This is a genomic window from Haloparvum alkalitolerans (assembly GCF_050122995.1).
Taxonomy (GTDB): Archaea; Halobacteriota; Halobacteria; order Halobacteriales; family Haloferacaceae; genus Haloparvum; species Haloparvum alkalitolerans.
This window is the reverse complement of record NZ_JBNLIA010000008.1, coordinates 86,259-103,947: the sequence shown is the minus strand read 5'-3', so window position 1 is coordinate 103,947 and position 17,689 is coordinate 86,259. Positions and strand designations below refer to the sequence as shown.

Annotated in this window: 14 protein-coding genes; 5 read left to right on the top strand and 9 right to left on the bottom strand. The window is 70.6% G+C overall.

Annotated features, from left to right (window positions below):
* Nucleotides 1-85: 85 nt before the first annotated feature.
* Together ACQE3L_RS09805 and ACQE3L_RS09800 are read right to left on the bottom strand one after the other, a co-directional pair.
* On the bottom strand, nt 86-547 hold the full coding sequence (locus ACQE3L_RS09805) for a MaoC/PaaZ C-terminal domain-containing protein (protein ID WP_426963591.1): 462 nt from the start codon (nt 545-547) through the stop codon (nt 86-88).
* A 49-nt stretch (nt 548-596) separates the two neighbouring features.
* A complete protein-coding gene (locus ACQE3L_RS09800) occupies nt 597-1,550 on the bottom strand; it encodes a DMT family transporter (RefSeq protein ID WP_426963590.1) in 954 nt (317 codons plus the stop codon).
* Between the two features lie 184 nt (nt 1,551-1,734).
* On the opposite strand from ACQE3L_RS09800, the gene ACQE3L_RS09795 reads away from it, so the two are divergent.
* Entirely contained in the window at nt 1,735-2,217 is a 483-nt protein-coding gene (locus tag ACQE3L_RS09795; protein WP_426963589.1) for an Lrp/AsnC family transcriptional regulator, read from the top strand.
* On the opposite strand, the gene ACQE3L_RS09790 is transcribed toward ACQE3L_RS09795, so the two are convergent.
* From ACQE3L_RS09790 to ACQE3L_RS09780, 3 genes are all read right to left on the bottom strand, one after another.
* Nucleotides 2,214-2,753 (bottom strand): phosphate-starvation-inducible PsiE family protein, encoded by a 540-nt coding sequence (locus ACQE3L_RS09790; protein WP_426963588.1) that lies wholly within the window; start codon nt 2,751-2,753, stop codon nt 2,214-2,216. The two genes, ACQE3L_RS09795 and ACQE3L_RS09790, sit on opposite strands and share 4 nt — an antisense overlap.
* Before the next feature lie 102 nt (nt 2,754-2,855).
* Nucleotides 2,856-4,730 carry a Glu-tRNA(Gln) amidotransferase subunit GatE gene (gene gatE, locus ACQE3L_RS09785; RefSeq protein ID WP_426963587.1) on the bottom strand — a complete coding sequence of 625 codons (1,875 nt, stop codon included), beginning with the start codon at nt 4,728-4,730 and terminating at the stop codon, nt 2,856-2,858.
* Nucleotides 4,731-5,825: 1,095 nt separating this feature from the next.
* Nucleotides 5,826-7,436 (bottom strand): DUF401 family protein, encoded by a 1,611-nt coding sequence (locus ACQE3L_RS09780; protein ID WP_426963586.1) that lies wholly within the window; start codon nt 7,434-7,436, stop codon nt 5,826-5,828.
* Between the two features lie 214 nt (nt 7,437-7,650).
* Between ACQE3L_RS09780 and asd the strand changes: the two genes are divergently transcribed.
* Complete coding sequence (gene asd, locus ACQE3L_RS09775; RefSeq protein WP_426963585.1) at nt 7,651-8,694, top strand: aspartate-semialdehyde dehydrogenase; 1,044 nt, start codon at nt 7,651-7,653, stop codon at nt 8,692-8,694.
* A 165-nt stretch (nt 8,695-8,859) separates the two neighbouring features.
* Here the strand turns inward: asd and ACQE3L_RS09770 are convergent, their stop codons facing one another.
* Both ACQE3L_RS09770 and ACQE3L_RS09765 read right to left on the bottom strand, forming a co-directional pair.
* Nucleotides 8,860-9,579: a helix-turn-helix domain-containing protein gene (locus ACQE3L_RS09770; protein ID WP_426963584.1), complete on the bottom strand. Its 720-nt coding sequence runs from the start codon at nt 9,577-9,579 to the stop codon at nt 8,860-8,862.
* Nucleotides 9,580-9,665: 86 nt separating this feature from the next.
* Nucleotides 9,666-12,767, bottom strand: a complete 3,102-nt coding sequence (locus ACQE3L_RS09765) for an FAD-binding and (Fe-S)-binding domain-containing protein (RefSeq protein WP_426963583.1) — start codon at nt 12,765-12,767, stop codon at nt 9,666-9,668.
* 186 nt (nt 12,768-12,953) lie between these two features.
* Between ACQE3L_RS09765 and ACQE3L_RS09760 the strand changes: the two genes are divergently transcribed.
* Complete coding sequence (locus ACQE3L_RS09760; RefSeq protein WP_426963582.1) at nt 12,954-13,676, top strand: fumarylacetoacetate hydrolase family protein; 723 nt, start codon at nt 12,954-12,956, stop codon at nt 13,674-13,676.
* A 595-nt stretch (nt 13,677-14,271) separates the two neighbouring features.
* On the opposite strand, the gene ACQE3L_RS09755 is transcribed toward ACQE3L_RS09760, so the two are convergent.
* The gene (locus tag ACQE3L_RS09755; RefSeq protein ID WP_426963580.1) at nt 14,272-15,240 is read right to left on the bottom strand and encodes a D-2-hydroxyacid dehydrogenase; all 969 of its coding nucleotides are present in this window, start codon (nt 15,238-15,240) and stop codon (nt 14,272-14,274) included.
* A 153-nt stretch (nt 15,241-15,393) separates the two neighbouring features.
* Between ACQE3L_RS09755 and ACQE3L_RS09750 the strand changes: the two genes are divergently transcribed.
* Entirely contained in the window at nt 15,394-15,771 is a 378-nt protein-coding gene (locus tag ACQE3L_RS09750) for a nuclear transport factor 2 family protein (RefSeq protein ID WP_426963579.1), read from the top strand.
* Between the two features lie 482 nt (nt 15,772-16,253).
* On the opposite strand, the gene udk is transcribed toward ACQE3L_RS09750, so the two are convergent.
* Nucleotides 16,254-16,943 (bottom strand): uridine kinase, encoded by a 690-nt coding sequence (gene udk, locus ACQE3L_RS09745; RefSeq protein ID WP_426963578.1) that lies wholly within the window; start codon nt 16,941-16,943, stop codon nt 16,254-16,256.
* Between the two features lie 130 nt (nt 16,944-17,073).
* Here udk and ACQE3L_RS09740 point away from each other — a divergent pair, with 130 nt between their 5' ends.
* On the top strand, nt 17,074-17,655 hold the full coding sequence (locus ACQE3L_RS09740) for a CBS domain-containing protein (protein ID WP_426963577.1): 582 nt from the start codon (nt 17,074-17,076) through the stop codon (nt 17,653-17,655).
* Nucleotides 17,656-17,689: the final 34 nt, after the last annotated feature.

The window sequence follows — 17,689 nt, the reverse complement described above, 5'->3', positions numbered from 1 at the left end:
CGTTCGTCCCCGCCCTCAAAAGCGTGTCCGAGCGGCGCGCCGCGAGGGGCCGGGCCGCAGTACGGCCCCGGAGCGGCGACCGCCGTCACTCCCGTGCGACCATCACCAGCCCGACCATCGAGAAGACGTCCTCGCCCACGCGGTCGTCGTCCGGGTCGGCGGCGTCGGCGACCGCGGTCGTCGTCCGGGCGTGGACCAGTCCGCGGTCCGCCGTCTCGGGAACCGTCTCGACGATCTCGGTGCGCGCCCGGAGGGTGTCGCCCGGTCGGACCGGCGCGTACCAGCGCAGTTCGTCGACGCCCTTCGCGCCGAGCGCGGCGGTCTCGGAGAGCAGGTCGTCGACGAGCAGCCGCATGGTCATCGCCGCGGTGTGCCAGCCGGAGGCGATGAGGCCGCCGTACATCGACGCCGCGGCCGCCTCCGGGTCGACGTGGATCGACTGGGGGTCGTACCGCTCAGCGAACTCACGGACCTCGGGTTCGTCCACCGTTCGGGTCCCGTGGTCGAACGTGTCGCCGACCGAGAACGTCGAGAAGGTGCGTGGCATGGTCGAACCCAGCGCGGGGCTCGGCTTATCTCCGGTGGTTCGGTCCGACTCAGGCGTCCGCGTCGCGCGGGACCCTGGCGTCGACGACCCGCCGCACCGCGTGCCGCTCCACCACGAGGAACCCGGCGAGGATGACGAGGAAGCCGACCATCGCCCGGCTCTCGATCAGGTGCCCGAGCACGAGCCAGCTGATGAGCGCCGCGGTTATCGGCTCGGCGTAGCCGACGAGGTGGAGCTGTGCGGGCCCGACCTCGTCGAGCAGCGCGAAGTAGATCAGGAAGGCGATGACGCCCGACAGCAGCGTCAGGTACGCCAGCGTCGTCACGGTGGTGGCGTTCCAGACGACCGCGGCCGGTGACTCGCCGCGGACGCCGGCGCCCGCGAACAGCACGACCGCGCCGACGACCATCGCCCAGCCCTGCATGGGGACGATCGAGAAGTCGTTGCGGAGCGGCCGCAACAGGACCGCGCCCAGCGCGAACGTCGCCGCCCCGGCCAGCACCAGCCCGGCGCCGAACAGCTCCGTCGAGCCGCCCGACAGCAGCGTTTCGAGGGAGGGGTCGGCGACGACGACGACCCCCACGACGCCGAGCAGGAAGCCGCCGAGCTCGACCGGCCCGAGCCGCTGGCTCGGGAGCAGCGCGGCGGCGAAGGCGGCGGTCAGCACCGGCGAGAGGCTCACCAGCACCGCCGCGACCGCGCCCGAGATGTGCAGCTCGCCGACGTACAGCAGCGCGTGGTACGCGGCGATGACCAGCGTGCCGGCGACCGCGACCGCGCCCCACTCGGTGCGGTCCCGCGGGATCCATCGGTCGGAGACGACCGCGGCGTACCCCAGCACGACGAGCCCCGCCAGCAGGTAGCGCACCCCCGCGAACAGCAGCGGAGGGAAGAAGTGCAGTCCGGCCTCGATGGCGACGAACGACCCGCCCCACAGCACGGCGAGCGTCAGAAACGCCGTGACCGACACGGCCGGATTTGAGAGGGAGAAATCTCGCGTCATTGGTTGTTCGTTCGAAATCCTCCGAGACTCTTAAGACTGACTCCAAGATCATCGGATTACCCGGATGAACGACCGGACATATGTTTCTGGTCCGAATCTACCGCCGAATTCTCCGCGGAGGTTGAACTCTGCTCCAAGTCTGTCGGGCGACAGATACATGCAGAACCGGGAACGACGTGGGTGTATGGACGAGCGCGACGTGCGACTGCTGAAGGCGATTTCGGACCTGGGGACCGGCAGCCCGGAGGCGCTCCACGAGGAGACGGACATTCCGGTGTCGACGATCCATTACCGGCTGAACAACCTCCGCGAGGCCGGCGTGATCGAGAACGACCTCTATGACCTCGACCACGAGAAACTGGGGCTCGGCGTCACCGTCATCGTCGAGGTGCTGGCCGACTACGAGGGCTCCTACGAGGAGTTCGCGGAGGAGTTGATGGCGGTCGAGGGCGTCACGCAGACCTTCTTCACGATGGGCGAGACGGACTTCATCGTGCTCGCGCGGCTCCCCTCCTCGGACGCCGTCGAGCGCCTGATCGGCGACTTCGAGGCGATCCCGGAGGTCGAGCGCACCAACTCGACGTTCGTCATCGCGACCGCGCAGGACGAGCCGCGAGCGCCCGCGACCTACGACCTCGAGTCGCTCGTCGCGGCGCTGACGGATTAGCCGAGGAACGAGTCGTCGCTCTCCTCCGTTCGCCGTTCGACGAGCAGCAGGCTCACCAGCCCGAGGATCAGGACCGCGTACGCGAGCGCCGCGAGCAGCGCGTCGAGCACCGTCGCGTACTCCGTCGTCCGGAAGATGATCGCCTTCCGGACCATCGCGATGACGCCGGTGTAGACGACGAGCCGGACCACCGTGCGCGTGGACCGCCCCTGCACGTACGCGACGACCGTCTCGTACACCTCGACGATGATCAGCAGCAGGAGCCCGGTCTCCACGAACCCGATGACGACGAGGGGGTCGGTTATCTCGCCGGTCGGGACCGCACGCGCGATCTGGATCGCGAGATCCACCACGCCGATCCCGAAGAGCAGCGCGAACACCGCGGCCGCGGCCAGTTCGACGAGGTGGACGAACCGGTCGGTCTCGGCGGCGAACCGGTCGGCGAGCGTCGCGTCGGCGCGCCTCGGGGAGGCGTCGCGGTCCTGGCCCGCCTCCGCGTCCTCCTCGTCGGCCGTCGGGTCGGTGTCTGAGCTCACGCGAACGGACCGGGATTCTCCCCCCGACTACTTACCTTCTGTCACGGGTGGCCGTCGGCAGCCTGCCGCCGACCTCGCGACGGCCGCCGGCCGAGCGCCCGGTCACGACCGCTTGCCGATCTCCTCGCGCAGCACCGCGGAGACGACCTCGCCGTCCGCCTTCCCGCGGAGCGCGCCCATCGCCTCGCCCATCAGGCCGGAGAAGGCGCCCATGCCCTCCGCCTCGACCTGCTCGGCGTTGCGCTCGACGACCTCGACGACCGCCTCGCGGACCGCCTCCTCGCTCACGCCCGCGAGGCCCGCCTCCTCGACGGCCGCCTCAGGGGACATGCCGGGGTTCTCCGCGAGCACCGTCAGCACCTCGTTGACGCCCTCCTTCGCGAGGTCGCCGTCCTCGACCAGCGCGAACAGGCCGAGGAACTGCTCGTCGGTCAGGTTCTCTACCGGGACGCCGTCCCGACGGAGCTCGGTCGTGGTGGACTCCAGCGTCGCGGCCGCGAAGGTCGGGTCGACGCCCGCCTCGACGGCCTCCTCGAACAGCGGGAACCGGTGCCCGAACGCGACCTGTTCGGCGAGGCCCTCGTCGAGCCCGAACTCCGCGACGTACCGCTCGGCCTTCTCGTCGAGCAGTTCCGGCGTCTCCACGTCGCTCGGGTCCGGCTCGACCGGCGGCACGTCGGTCTCGGGGTACATCCGCGCCGCGCCCGGCAGCGGGCGCAGGTAGCGAGTCGTGCCGTCCTCGTTGGCGCCGCGAGTCTCCTCCGGGACGCCCTCGACGGCCGACTCGGCGCGGTCCGCGGCCGCCTCGATGGCCAGGTCTGCGGTCTCGGGGTCGGCGGCGACGATGGCGACCGCGTCCCCCTCGCCGGCGCCGACCGCCTCGCGGAGATCCGCCACCTCGGCCGCCGTCACGCCGTAGGCCGGCAGCTCGTCGGTGTGGAAGATGCCGCCCGCGCCGTGGCGCTTCGCGTGGTCCGACAGCTCCGTGCCGAGCCGGCGGTCCGCCTGTATCTCGCGCCCCACGAGCCCGTCGAAGCCGTACAGCGGGACGGCGGTCACCTTGCCGCCGGAGTCGAGCGCGCCGCTGATCACGCCGGAGTCGGTGTCCGCGAAGACCGCGGTCACGTCCTGCACGTCGCCCACGGCGGCGTCGCGCTCGCGGAGTTCCTCGGCGATCTCGACGAGTTCGGCCTGCCGGCGGACCTCGCCGCGGACGATGTCCTCGATGCCCTGCAGGTCCTGGACGCCCTTCACCTCGACGCGGGCGCCCTCCGCGATGGAGACGTTCACGTCCTGCCGGATGGTGCCGAGTCCGCGCTTGACCGAGCCGGTCGAGCGGAGGAGCATCCCGATGCGCTCGGCGGCCTCCTTCGCCTGCGCGGGGCTCCGGATGTCCGGCCCGGTGCCGATCTCCACGAGGGGGACGCCGAGGCGGTCGAGCGAGTAGACGACGCCCTCGTCGGTCTCCTCGACGCGCTGGGCGGACTCCTCCTCAAGCATCAGGTCGACGACGGAGACGGGGCCCTCGCTCGTCGAGATCTCGCCGTGCTGTCCGACCAGCATCGTGCGCTGGAAGCCGGAGGTGTTCGACCCGTCGATGACGAGCTTCCGCATGACGTGCGCCTGGTCGACCACGGTGAGGTCCATCAGGTCCGCGATCTGGAGCGCGACCGAGAGCGCCTCCTCGTCGACGCGACGGGGCGGCTCGTCGTCCTCCTCCACGAGGCAGGTGGTGTCGTACGCGAGGTAGGTGAACTCGCGGTCGACGCGGCTCTCCTCGACGGCCGCCTGGTCGAGCTCCCCGAGTTCGCTCTTGGTCGGGTGGAGGTACCGCGTCAGCTCGCGGTCGGCCGCCTCCGGCTCGCGCTGCACGGTCGGGGAGTCACAGAAGAGCTTCGTCGCGGTGTCGAGCTGCTGGTGGATCTCCAGCCCGGCGACGAGGCCCAACTCCTCGTAATCGTAGTCGTGGTCGGTCATTGGGAGAGGTTCCGGCGCGCCGGGACAAAAAGGGTGGCAGTTCGAGGGATGCGGTGACCGGTCGCTGTACGTTGATGGTTGTGTGAACAAGCGTCCTGCTGCTTGAGACAGCAACACTTAGAAAGCCCTCGACCGCTCGCTGTACGCCGGCATTTGATCGGTCAAGCGCCTTGCTACGCTTGTTGCCAACATCCAGAAAGCCCTCGACCGCTCGAGCCCTCTCAGCGGGATATCTGCGCTCTCAGCACCGCCCGCGCAGATAGGGCCCGTCTGAGAGGGCGCGACCGGCCTCGCCCTTTCAGTCCGCCAGGGCGCGGTCTTTCGAATCAGTCGTCGCCGCGGATTGTTCGATGGGTCTCTACCTCGGCTGTCGAGGCAAGCGTGGCCTCACACCTCCCCAGCCTCAGCCGCCCGCGGCCTCCGCGTTGCTCCGGCCGCGGCCGGGCTTCCCTCGCGCGCGTCGAGGTCGCGCGCGCCAGACGTTGGACAGCCGGCGGGGCGATGCCCCGCGATCGGCGCGACAGAGCTGCACTCACGGCGGGAGTTCCGCCCCATCCGCGAAAAACGTCCGTCGGCGTGCGGTGCTGTGGCGGAGCGGTGCGGTTGGCGCGCGCCGCGGCGACCGCGAAGCGTGTCGCCGCGACCGCGCGAGGGAGACGGCGGCGCGGCCGCACTGCGGTGCGGTCTCGCGGCCGCGGCGCCGTCGAGGCTGGGGAGGGATGAGGCTGCGGTGCTGTGCGGTCGCAGTGCGGGGCGGTGGGTGGGACTGAAAGGGGCAGCCGGCTCGATCCGGCCCCGGCGCCTCAAGCACTCGCGCCGGGCGGTGTGGAGAGGCGCGAGCGCGCAGAGTGTGCGGCGGCCGGTCGAGCCGGCTGGGGCTTTCTGGGTGTTGCTGTCCCAAGCAGCATAAGCAGCAGAACCAGGTCAGTAGCGAGGAATGCCGGTTGGTACCCTCCGGAGGTTACCGCCCAGTGCGACGATATCTACATCCGAGACAGAAACGGTAGCATCTCCCACTGCTCCCAGAATCACTGATCGCGAGCTTCCGAACACGGATCGACCGGCGTAGAAGCGAAAACCGCCGTACGGAACCGCTTACTTCTCGCGCTGTGAGGAGTCGGTCGCGATCGGAGAAACACCCTTTCGGCGGGCGTCGAGCTCCGAGAGCCCGTAGACGAGGCCGACGAGCGCGAGCGCGCCCAGCGGGAGCCAGACGAACGGCGTGACGCCGGTGACCCCCCACGCGAGCAGGACGGCGATCGCGACGACGACGACGGTCACGGCGTAGTAGAGCTGCGTCCGCACGTGGTCGATCAGGTCCGCGCCCGTGAAGGTCGCCGAGAGGACGGTCGTGTCGGAGATGGGCGAGGTGTGGTCGCCGAAGATGGCGCCCGAGAAGACGGCGCCGACCACGGCCGCGACCATCGTGTGGTCGCCCGTCACCGACCACGCGACCGGGATGGCGACGGGGGTGATGATCCCCATCGCGCCCCACGAGGTGCCGGTCGAGAAGGCGACGAACGCGGCGAACAGCAGGACGACGACCGGGAGCACCGCGGCCGGGAAGCCCTCGCCGATGAAGCCCTCGACGTACTCGGCGGTGCCGAGCGCGGCGACGACCTCGCCGATGGACCACGCCAGCACCAGCACCGTCACCGCGGTGAGCATGATCCCGAAGCCGTCGATGGTGGCGTCCGTCGCCTCGCCGAAGTCGAGGATGTCGTAGGCCTTCCCGAGCGCGAAGCCGGACAGCACCATCGCGAAGGAGCCGTACACGAGCGCGCCGGCGTAGTCCGCGCCGGTCATCGCCTCCCAGAGCGCGCCGAGGGGGTCGGCCGCGAACCCGCCCGCGGTGAGGCCGCCGGTCCACAGCGCGGCGCCGAGCGTCACCGCGATCAGGACCGCGACCGGCGCGAAGAAGTTGACCAGCCGGGGGTTCTCGGCGTGGGGTTCGCCGAGGTCGTCTTTCACGTCCTGCATCGGCACCGCGTCCTCGCGGTTGACGGCGCCGGTCGTGTACGAGCGGTGCTCGGCGTCGAGCATCTCCCCGAAGTCGCGCCGCGACGCGACGACGATGAGCACCATGACGATGGCCAGGAGCGAGTAGGCGTTGAACGGGATCGAGCGCACGAACACCTCGAACGCGCTCGGGGCGTTCTCGACACCGAGGTTGCCGTACGCGTCCGAGATCAGCCCGATCTGGAACGCGACCCACGAGGAGATGCCCAGCGTCGCGACGGGCGCGGCCGTCGAGTCGACGATGTACGAGAGCTTCTCGCGGGAGACGCGCAACTCGTCGGAGACGTCCTTCATCGAGGAGCCGACGATGGCGGTGTTGGCGTAGTCGTCGAAGAACATGATCAGTCCCAGGACCCACGCCGCGAGGCCCGCCTTGCGCTGGGTGTCGAGGTGCTCGATCGCCCAGTCGCGGACGGCGTAGGAGCCGCCGAGGTTCCACACCATGGCGACGCCCGACCCGAGCAGCAGGGTGAAGACGATGATCGTCGCCTGGAAGCCGTCGTCCGCGATGATCGCCGCGACGATCCAGTCGAACGTCTGTACCACGCCGAGCCCGCCGGTGAAGATGACGGCGCCGGCCCAGACGCCGACGAACAGCGACGGGACGGCCTTGCGCGTGACGATTGCCAGTCCGATCGCCAGGAGCGGTGGAACCAGCGACAACGCGCCGAACGTTTCTGCTGCCATGCCCGTTCGGTTCCGGGGCCAGACGCTTAAGGGTGGCCTCACGAAACCGCGGCTTTCGGGGTCGAACGACCGCTCCGGTGAGGAGTTCTCGGCGGATGTGCTCGCTCGGCGGCGGTCCCTCGGCGAAACTCGGATATCGCCGAGAGGGCGCCACGAGCGGCGGATTCGGTCGCTATCCGAACGCACTTACGTCCCTGCGACCCAACCACACGCAATGTCCGTACGAGTCGGCATCCTCGGCGCAACCGGCGCCGTGGGCCAGCGATTCATCCAGCTGCTCGACGACCATCCGACCTTCGACCTCGCGGCCGTCACCGCGAGCGACGAGAGCGCCGGAAAGACCTACCGCGAGGCGGCCAAGTGGCGCGTCGACACGCCCATTCCCGAGGACGTGGGGAAGATGGAGGTCGGCGCGACCGACCCCGACGCGGTCCCCGACGACGTGGACCTGCTGTTCTCCTCGCTCCCCTCGGGCGTCGCTGCGGACGTCGAACCCGCGTTTCTGGAGGAGGGGTACGTCGTCTCCTCGAACTCCTCGAACGACCGCATGGCCGACGACGTTCCCCTCACCATCCCCGAGATCAACCCCGACCACCTCGATCTGATCGAGGTCCAGCGCGACGAGCGGGGCTGGGACGGCGCCCTCGTCAAGAACCCGAACTGCTCGACGATCACGATGGTCCCGACGCTCGCCGCGCTCGACGAGTTCGGCCTCGAGACGGTCAACGTCTCCACGCTGCAGGCAGTCTCCGGCGCGGGCTACTCGGGCGTCACCTCGATGGAGATCATCGACAACGCCATCCCGCACATCGGCGGCGAGGAGGACAAGATGGAGACGGAGTCCCGGAAGCTCCTCGGCGAGTTCGACGGCGCAGAGGTCGCGCTCCACGAGGCCGCCGTCTCCGCCTCCTGTAACCGCATCCCGACGCTCGACGGCCACCTGGAGAACGTGTTCGCGGAACTGGCCGAGGACCCGAGCGCGGGCGAGGTCCGCGAGGCGATGCGCTCCTTCGAGGGCCGCGGCGACCTCCACAGCTCGCCCGACCAGCTGATCCAGGTGTTCGGGCCCTCCGAGCCGGACCGCCCGCAGCCCCGCCTCGACCGCACTTACGCCGGCGGGATGGGCATCTCCGCCGGCGGCGTCGCCACGACCGCCGACGGCGTCCAGTACAACTGCCTCGCGCACAACACCGTCCGCGGCGCGGCCGGCGCCTCCCTGCTGAACGGCGAACTGCTCGTCGAAGAGGGCTGGGTCTGAGGCGGCCGACACCGCTCGGCGCGGGCGCTCCCCCTCGAGTCGAACCGACCGAAGAGAGAGCTCCGCACCGGCTGTAGGGTGGCCAACGGGGCGAGCGGGCGGACGGTCGTCTCGCCGATCGAGGACGAGCGAGGTGCCGGAGGTGCCGAAGTGCGCCGGCGATCGCTATCGGCGTTCCGGTGCCCCGAACGCCGACCGCTCGAAAAGCAGGGTGAGCAGTTTTCGCTCCGCGGTGCGGATGTGTTCGGCGAACGTCGCCGAGGAGATCCCCAGTTCGTCGGCCACCTCCTCGCCGCTACATTCGCGCGGCCACTCGTAGTACCCCGCCTCGAGGGCGGTCACGAGGACCTCGAACTGTCTGTCCGTGAGTCGCGTGCGGAGCACCTGCTGGACGCCCGACACGGTGAAAAGCGGCGTCACCGACTCCTTCCCGCGCTTTGCGGTCAGATCGGCCGCGGGAACGGCCGTGAGGAACGCCTCGATGACCGCGCCGGTGTCACGGCCGGCCGGGATGTCGGCGACGATGCGGCCCGTCCCGTCGGTGGCCTCCACCACCTGCGGGAGGGCGCCGAGCTCCGCGAGCCGGTGGGCGGGGCAGTTCCCCCGAACCTGAAACTCGAACAGCCCCCCGCGGTCGTACTCCGTGAGGAGACGCACCTCGGCCGTTTCGTGCTCCTCGGCGAGCGAAGCGATGCGCCCCGGATCCGCGTCGGTGACGCTGAAGTACTCCGTGTGCCCGCCCTCGCTGCGCGGCACCATCTTCGCGAGTTCGAACGTGCATTCCTCGACGGCCGACCCCCTGAGGAACGGGTAGCTCCCCTCGCGAAGCGAGAACTCGACCTCGGCGACGGGGGCGGCCGACCCCGGCTGGTCCGGTGTGGACATGGTTCTCGGAGGATTGGTCCATCAGCAGTATGACTTTTGCGTATGGGTGCCACGATCGCGGACCGATTCGCTCCTCGGAGCGTCAGTCACGGATCGGCGCGGCTACCGTCGGCGGACAGCGCGGCGGCGAGCTTCTGAATCGGGTGCGGCGGATGGTCCGCCCCCTCGCGGTCGCCCAACTGGGTGCGACAGGAGCCCCCGGGCGCCGTGACCGTGTCTCCGGGACTCTCCGCGACCTCGTCGAACAGCAGGCGGCCGATGGCCCGCGAGAGGTCGTAGTGCTCGCTCTCGTAGCCGAACGAGCCGGCCATGCCGCAACAGCCCGAGTCGAGGGGGTCGACCTCGTAGCCCGCCCGCCGGAGCACGCCGACCGCGTGGTGGTCCTTCTTGAGCGCCTTCTGGTTGCAGTGGCCGTGATACGTCAGCGTCTCCGCGGGCGCGTCGAAGGCGAGCCGCTCGTCGACACGGTGAACGTCGAGGTACTCCAGGACCCCGAAAGCGGCCTCCGAGACGACCGCACCGTCGCTCGCGGTCGCCTCGCCGACCGCCTCGGGGGTCAGCAGGTCGCGGTACTCGTCCTGGAACACGGCCGCGTCCGAGGGCTCGACGAAGACGACCGCCGCGCCCTCCCGGACACGGGGCGCGAGCGCCTCGACGTTCTCGACCGCGCGCTCGCGGGCCACGTCCAGAAAGCCGCCGGAGTAGGCCGCGCGCCCGGAGGGAGCCAGGTCTCCCGGAATCTCGACGCGCACGTTCGCGGCCTCGAGCACCGCCACCGCGGCCTTCCCCGCGGCGGGATAGCTGTAGGTCGTGTACGTGTCCGGGAACAGCAGGACGGTCGCGGCCGCGTCCGCCTCCGGGACCGCGGGGCCGCCCCGCGCCGCGAACCAGTCGCGCAGGCTCTCGCGGCGGAACGGCGGCAGGTCCCTGTCGGGAGCGACGCCGAGGACGCGGTCCATGAGCGCCCGCGCGCCGGGGACCTTCGCGGCCGCGTTCGAGAGGGGCGCGAGCCGACTCCCGAGCGCCGAGAGCCGGTCGATGTCGCGGAACAGTTTCTCGCGCAGGCCGGCGCCCGTCTCCTCGTGATGGTCGTGTTTCACCTCGGCTTTGAGCTTCGCGAGGTCGACGCCGGTCGGGCAGTCGCGCTTGCAGCCCTTGCAGCCGACACAGAGGTCCAGTACCTCCTCCTGAAACCGGTCCGAGTGGATCTCCCCCTCCGGGAGGTCGCCGCTTATCGCCGCGCGGAGCATGTTCGCGCGTCCCCGCGTCGACTGGACCTCCTCGCGGGAGGCTCGGAAGGTCGGACACATCGTCCCGCCGGACTCCCGCTCCCGGCAGGTGCCGCAGCCGTTACACAGCTCCACGAGGTGCGAGAAGCCGCCCTCCGCGGAGAAGTCGAGCGTCGTCGTCGGCTCGACGCTGCTGTAGGCGGGGCCGTAGCGCAGGTGCTCGCGCATGTCCGTGTCGGCGGCCGTCTCGGGGTAGCCCTCCGCCGCGGCCGTCTCGCCGTCGACGTAGACGACTTTCCCGGGATTCATGCGCCAGTCGGGGTCGAACGCCGACTTCAGGTCCTGGAACGCGCCCCACAGCGCCGGACCGTACATCTTGGGGTTGAACTCCGTGCGCGCGAGGCCGTCGCCGTGCTCCCCGGAGAAGGCGCCGTGGTGCTCCAGCACGAGGTCCGTCACCGCGTCCGCGATGTCGTGCATCGTCTCGACGCCCCGCTCCTCCTTCAGATTCAGAATGGGGCGGATGTGGAGCGTTCCGGAGCCGGCGTGCGCGAAGTACGCGGCGGAGGTGCCGTGGTCGGCCAGGACCTCCTCGAACTTGCCCACGTACTCGGCCAACTCCGCGGGCGGAACGGAGGCGTCCTCGATGAATGGGTACGGCTTCGGGTCGCCCCCCATGCTCATCAGGAGGGGGATGGCCGCCTTCCGGAGCTTCCAGAGGTCCGCCTGCGCGTCGGAGTCGTACGCCTCGATCACGTCGAAGGCGTCGCCCTCGTCCAGGAACGCCGCGGAGGTCTCCGCGACCGCGGCCGCGAAGTCGTCGACGCACTCGTCGTCGAACTCGACCATCAGCGCCGCCGCGGCGCGGTCGGGGATCGGCTCGGCGTACGCCGCGAACTCCTCGGAGCCGGCCGCGAGCGCGAACACCTCGTCGTCCATCAGCTCGACCGCGCTCACGGGGAACTCCAACGCTTCGGGGACCGCCCGCATCGCGTCGACGAGGTCGTCGAAGCAGTAGAGCGCGAGCGCCGTCTCCGCGGGCCGGCTCACCAGCGACAGCTCCGCCTCCACGACCACGCCGAGGGTCCCCTCCGCGCCGACGAACAGCTTCGAGAGGTTGAGGACCGCCTCGCCGTCCTCGTTCTCCCGCACGACCTTGTGGAGGTTGTAACCCGAGACGGAGCGCTTCAACTCGGGGTAGCGCGCCTCGATCTCCGCCTCGTGCTCCGCGACGAGTCCGCGGACGGTTTCGTAAATGGCCGCCTCGCGGTCGTCCTTCTCGACGATCGACTCGTACTCCGGCGAGTCGACGACCACGTCGCGGGTGTGGATCAGCGACCCGTCCGCGAGCACGACCCGGAGCTCCTCGGTGTAGGCGTCGGTGATGCCGTACCGCACCGAGTGCGCGCCCGTCGAGTTGTTCCCGATGCCGCCGCCGATCGTCGCCCGGCCGGAGGAGGCCGGGTCCGGCGCGAACTTCAGCCCGTGCTCGGCCAGCCTGTCGTCGAGGTGGTCCTGCACGACGCCGGGCTGGACGACCGCGCGGCGCTCCTCCGGTCGGACCTCCAGTATCTCGTCCATGTGGCGGCTCAGGTCGAGGACGACACAGCCCGGCCCGACCGCCTGGCCCGCGAGCGAGGAGCCCGTGCCGCGCGGCAGCACGGGGGCGTCGTGCTCGGCGGCGACCGCGACCGCCGCGCGCACGTCCGCGACCGAGCGCGGGCAGACCACGCCCGCGGGCCGCGCCCCGTAGACGCTCCCGTCGGTGGCGTACAGCACCTGCGCGTACTCGTCGAACGCCACCTCGCCGGCCACGCGCTCGCGGAGGTCGGCCGCCAGCGGGGCGTACTCCGGGTCGTCCGGCCGGTCGTGCCCCAGAGAGGCCGCGGAGACGGCGTCCGGGTCGATGGCCTCGGCGGCGTCCGACTCCGCGGCCCCGCGGGCGTCGTCAACTCCCATGAACGTTCGTGATGGTCGCCCGGCGATAAGCGTGTGGGTCGGTTCAACACCCGCGGGCACGGCGGGTGGCGGTCGGCCGTCCCACGCCGTGACGGACCCGGGACCGACTCGTCCGGGACAGGCTCGTCCGCGACCGCCCCGTCCGCGACCGACGCCCTTTTGCTCGCGAGCGTGGCAGAAGGCCGCATGCGACGCGCGCGCCTGCTGACGCCCGACGGGCCGGTTGAGGGACGCTACGAGGACGGGGTCGTGCACGCCGCGGACGGCGAGTACGCGGTCGGTCGCGACGGCCGGCTGCTCCCGCCCGCGAGTCCCTCGGCGTGCTACTGCGTCGGGCGCAACTACGCGGAGACGCTGGACCAGATGGAGTACGAGCGCCCGGAGGAGCCGGACTGGTTCATCAAGCCGCCGACGAGCCTCGCGGCCCACGGCGAGCGGATACGGTACCCCGACTGGACCGACGAGCTCACCTACGCCGGCGAGCTCGTCGCGGTGATCGACGAGCGGTGCCGGGACCTCGACCCGGAAGACGTGCCGGAGGTCGTCCGCGGCTACACGGTCATGAACGACCTCGACGCGCTCGATCAGGTGGGTCGCACCGCCAGAAAGGCGTTCGACGGTTCCGGCCCGCTCGGCCCGTGGATCGAGACCGATCTGGACCCCCGGAGCATCGACATGGAGACGTACGTCGGCGGCGAGAAGCGGCAGGAGGCCAACACGGAGTTGATGCTGTTCGACCCCTACGAGCTGATGGCGCACCTCTCCGAGCGCGTGACGTTCGAACCGGGCGACTGCGTGGCGTTCGGCAGCCCCGCGAACCCCGGCCTCGTGGAGCCGGGCGAGACCGTCTCGATCACCTACGAGGGCGTCGGGACGCTGGAGAACGAGGTCGTCGCGCCGGACCGCTGAAGACGTCCGGGCGAGTGCGGTGCTGTGGCGGTGCGATTGCGCTACGGTTGCGGTGCTGCCGCGGTGCTGTGCGGTCGGCGCGCGCCGCGGCGACCGCGAAGCGTGTCGCCGCGACCGCGCGAGGGAGGCCGCGGGCCGGCCGCACTGCGGTGCGGTTTCGCGGCCGGCCCGCGGCCGAGGTTGGGGAGGCGAGAGGCTGCGGTGCTGTGCGGTCGCGGTGCGGGGCTGTGGGTGGGACTGAAAGGGGCAGTCGGCTCGATCCCGCCCGGACGACGCAAGCACCGCAGCGGGCTGTGTGGAGAGCGAGGAGCGCAGCGAGGGTCCCGCGAGGAACGAGCGGGACGACGGCAGTCGCAGCCCGGCAGCCCGCCACCGCAGGCAGCCCGGACCGTCTGCCGGAACCCGGCGCGGTCGAGCCGGCTGGGGCTTTCTGGGTGTTGTTGCCCAGATCAGCAGGATCTACAGCAGAAGCAGATCAGTAGTAGGGAGAGTCGGCTGGGGCTTGCTAGGTGTTGTTGACCTGATCAGCAGGATCGACAACAGAACGGTCAACGGAAGATCGATCAGGATCGGCGCGAACGACTGCGAAAAATCCTCAATTAACCCGGTTCTCGATCTCGGCGTCCGCCGGCCCGCCGGCCGCGTCGAGTTCGCGGACGTTCGCCGCGAGGATGTCGCCGCAGCGCTCGAAGTAGTCGGGCGTGTGGCCGGCGTTGTGGGGGGTGATGGTCACGTCGTCGAGCCGCCAGAGGGGGTGGTCCTCCGGCAGCGGCTCCGGGTCGGTCACGTCGAGCGCGGCGCTCCCGATGGCGTTCGAGCGGAGCGCCGAGACGAGCGCGTCGGCGTCGACCACCTTCCCGCGCGCGACGTTGACGAGGACGGCGTCCGCGCGCATCGTCCGGAACACGTCGTCGTCGATCAGGCCCGCGGTCGCGTCCGTGAGGGGGCACGCGAGGACGACGTACGCCGCGTCCGCCACCGCCTCGTGGATCCGGTCGAAGCCGTACACCTCGTCGGTCGGGCCGCCCTTCTCCGGCGAGTAGCGCACGCCGACGGTGTGCACGTCGAACGGCTCCAGCCGGTCCACGAGGGTCTCGCCGATGGCGCCGAGGCCCACGACCGCGACGGTCGACCCGTACACCTCCGTCGTCGGGTAGCTGTTCCACTGCCGGTCGGCCTTCTGGTCCCACGCCCGCGGGAAGTCCCGGGCGTGAGCGATCATCGACCCGAGGGCGTACTCGGCGATGTTCGGGCCGTGGACGCCCGAGGCGTTCGTCACCGCGACGCCGCGCTCGTCGAACGCCTCGAGGTCGAGGTGGCCCGTGCCCGCGTAGACGCACGCGAACAGCTCCAGGTTCTCCGCGGCGTCGAGCAGCTCCGGCCCCATCGAGAAGCCGGTCGCGACGCGCGCGTTTCGGACCAGTTCGCGCTCCTCGGCGGGCGTCGTCGCCAGCGCCACCTCGTGGTCGGGCAGGCGCTCGCGGAGGGCCGCCGCGTAGTCCGACGCGTCGAGGCCGTGGATCTTCTGTCGCAGGACGACGACGTCCGGGTCCGTCTCGGTCATGCGCGTCCGTTCGCGGGGCACCCCCAAAAGGTTCGGTCACGCGGCAGGCCGGACCGGTCGCGGTCGCTGAGACCCGCTTTGCTCCCTCTCGATACTCCAGCGAAAGTCGCCGGTATCCGAGCGATTAGCGCGGTGGCGCGTCGATGCGCCGACATGACTCACGGCCACGACGACCCCGAGGCGGCGGTGCGCGCGTACTACGACCACGTCGACGCGGAGGCGTACGAGGACCTGTTCGCGCTGTTCGCCGAGGACGTGGTCTACGAGCGCCCCGGACAGGGCGCCATCGAGGGGATGGAAGCGTTCCGCGAGTTCTACTTCGAGGGGCGGCCGCTGGAGGACGGGCGCCACGAGGTCCGGCGCGTCGTCGCGGACGGCGACGGCCTCGACGGGACGACCGTGGCGGTCCGCGGGACCTTCTCCGGCGTGCAGGACGGCGAGACGGTGTCGTTCGGCTTCGCGGACTTCCACGAGTTCGAGGACGGCCTGATCGCTCGTCGGGACACCTACACCGACCGCGACGAGGTGTGAGCATACGCCGCGGACGCGATGGGAGTCAGCTACGGCCGTCCGTTCGATCAACGATCGTGGCGGCGCGGTCGGCGCGCGCGAGCAACGCGCGCGAGGTCGCCGGCGCGCTACTGCACGCCGGCTGCTCGAAAATCTCCGATTTTCGGTGGAGGTCGCGGGCCGGCCGCCTGCTGTGCGGTGCCGTTCCGCGGCCGGCCCGTGGCCGAGGCTGGGGAGGTACGAGGCTGCTGTGCGGGGCGGTGCGGGGCGGGGCGGTGCGGGGCGGGGCGGTGCGGGGCGGTCGCGGTGCTGGGTGAGACTTTCTGAGTGTTGCTGGCCCGATTAGCGAGGTCTGCAGCAGAACAGTTTCTGTATCAGGGAGAGCCGGCAGGGGCTTTCCGGACGGTGCCGCCCCCAGCAGCATGAATCTGTGACAGAAACAGAACACGCGCCGTATCGGGAGCCGGCTGGGCGCTCGAGATGTCGCGTCCGAGCGCGGCCGGCTACTCGTGGTCCAGCGAGACGCCCTCGGCGAGCTGTTGTTCGAGCGTGCCCCGCTCCCAGTCGCGGACGCCCTCGCCCTCCACCTCCGAGCGGATCTTCTCCTCCAAGAGGTTGACGGCGACGGTGTTGGCGCCCTCCGGGATGATCAGGTCCGCGTGCTTCTTCGTCGGCTCGATGAACTGCTCGTGCATCGGCTTCACCGTCGAGAGGTACTGGTCGATGACGCCCTCCAGGTCGCGGCCGCGCTCGACCACGTCCCGCTGGATGCGGCGGAGGATCCGCACGTCCGCGTCCGTCTCGACGTACAGGCGGAGGTCGAGCATGTCGTTGACGGCCTCGTCGTACAGCGCGAGGATCCCCTCCAGCACGATCACGTCCGTCGGCTCGACCGTGATCCGCTCCGGCTTGCGGTTGTGGATCTCGAAGTCGTACTGGGGCATCTCCACGGACTGGCCCTCCAGAAGCGTTTCCAACTGCTCGCGCAGCAGGTCCCACTCGAACGCCGACGGGTGGTCGTAGTTGACGTCCGCGCGCTCCTCGTAGTCGAGGTGCGAGAGGTCCTCGTAGTAGTTGTCGATGGGGATCCGGGTGACGGAGTCGTCGACGTTCTCCGTGACGAGCCGGGCGACCGTCGTCTTGCCCGCGCCCGTCCCCCCGGCGATCCCGATCACGAACGACGGGATGGTCATGAACGCCTCTCGGAGAGGCCGAGGCTTGAAGCCTCTCTTTCGCGTTCGGCGGCGGCCGAGGAACTTGGCTCGCCGCGTTGATAACTGTAGTGGAGGCAAGTTTTACACCCTCCCGTCCGTCTCCCCGACTATGCAAGACGGTACCACTGTCCGCGACGTGATGCACAGGGCGTTCCTGGGCGTCAGCGAGTCCGACACGCTCGGCGACGCGGCCGAGCTGATGTTGGCGGAGGGGGCCGACTGCCTGGTCGTCGTCCGCGGCGGCGAGCCGGTCGGCTGCCTCTCCCCGCGGGACGCCCTCGGCGCGATCCTCGACGGCGCCGACCCCGGGGAGACGACGGTCGACGAGGTGATGGCGCCGCCGGCGCCGACCGTCCCCGCGGACAGCCGCATCGCTGCCGCCGAGGAGCGCCTCGTCGCGGAGGGGTCGAGTCGACTGGTCGTCACCCGGGACGGGGAGGCGGTCGGGATCCTCACGGAGCGCGACGTGCTCGCGGCCGGGACCACGCATCCGTCCGCCGGGGCCGAGCACGCCGTGCGGGGAAGTGCCGCCGACGTGGGGGCCGCCGAGGAGGCGGCGGTCGACGCCGAGAGCGCGGACGCGCCCACCGCGGAGGCGACCCAGAGCATCTGTGAAGTCTGCGGCACGCTGACGGCCGAGCTCTCGCCGTCGAACGGGCAGATGCTGTGTCCGGACTGTCAGGAGGTGTGACGGGACCGGACGAGGCGGGGGCGGGAACTCGGCG

Coding starts and splice junctions, on each gene's coding strand:
- ACQE3L_RS09760 (WP_426963582.1), top strand. CDS start 12,954: ATGCGACGCGCGCGCCTGCTGACGCCCGACGGGCCGGTTGAGGGACGC.
- ACQE3L_RS09765 (WP_426963583.1), bottom strand. CDS start 12,767: ATGGGAGTTGACGACGCCCGCGGGGCCGCGGAGTCGGACGCCGCCGAG.
- asd (WP_426963585.1), top strand. CDS start 7,651: ATGTCCGTACGAGTCGGCATCCTCGGCGCAACCGGCGCCGTGGGCCAG.
- gatE (WP_426963587.1), bottom strand. CDS start 4,730: ATGACCGACCACGACTACGATTACGAGGAGTTGGGCCTCGTCGCCGGG.
- ACQE3L_RS09800 (WP_426963590.1), bottom strand. CDS start 1,550: ATGACGCGAGATTTCTCCCTCTCAAATCCGGCCGTGTCGGTCACGGCG.
- ACQE3L_RS09750 (WP_426963579.1), top strand. CDS start 15,394: ATGACTCACGGCCACGACGACCCCGAGGCGGCGGTGCGCGCGTACTAC.
- ACQE3L_RS09795 (WP_426963589.1), top strand. CDS start 1,735: ATGGACGAGCGCGACGTGCGACTGCTGAAGGCGATTTCGGACCTGGGG.
- udk (WP_426963578.1), bottom strand. CDS start 16,943: ATGACCATCCCGTCGTTCGTGATCGGGATCGCCGGGGGGACGGGCGCG.
- ACQE3L_RS09770 (WP_426963584.1), bottom strand. CDS start 9,579: ATGTCCACACCGGACCAGCCGGGGTCGGCCGCCCCCGTCGCCGAGGTC.
- ACQE3L_RS09740 (WP_426963577.1), top strand. CDS start 17,074: ATGCAAGACGGTACCACTGTCCGCGACGTGATGCACAGGGCGTTCCTG.
- ACQE3L_RS09780 (WP_426963586.1), bottom strand. CDS start 7,436: ATGGCAGCAGAAACGTTCGGCGCGTTGTCGCTGGTTCCACCGCTCCTG.
- ACQE3L_RS09755 (WP_426963580.1), bottom strand. CDS start 15,240: ATGACCGAGACGGACCCGGACGTCGTCGTCCTGCGACAGAAGATCCAC.
- ACQE3L_RS09805 (WP_426963591.1), bottom strand. CDS start 547: ATGCCACGCACCTTCTCGACGTTCTCGGTCGGCGACACGTTCGACCAC.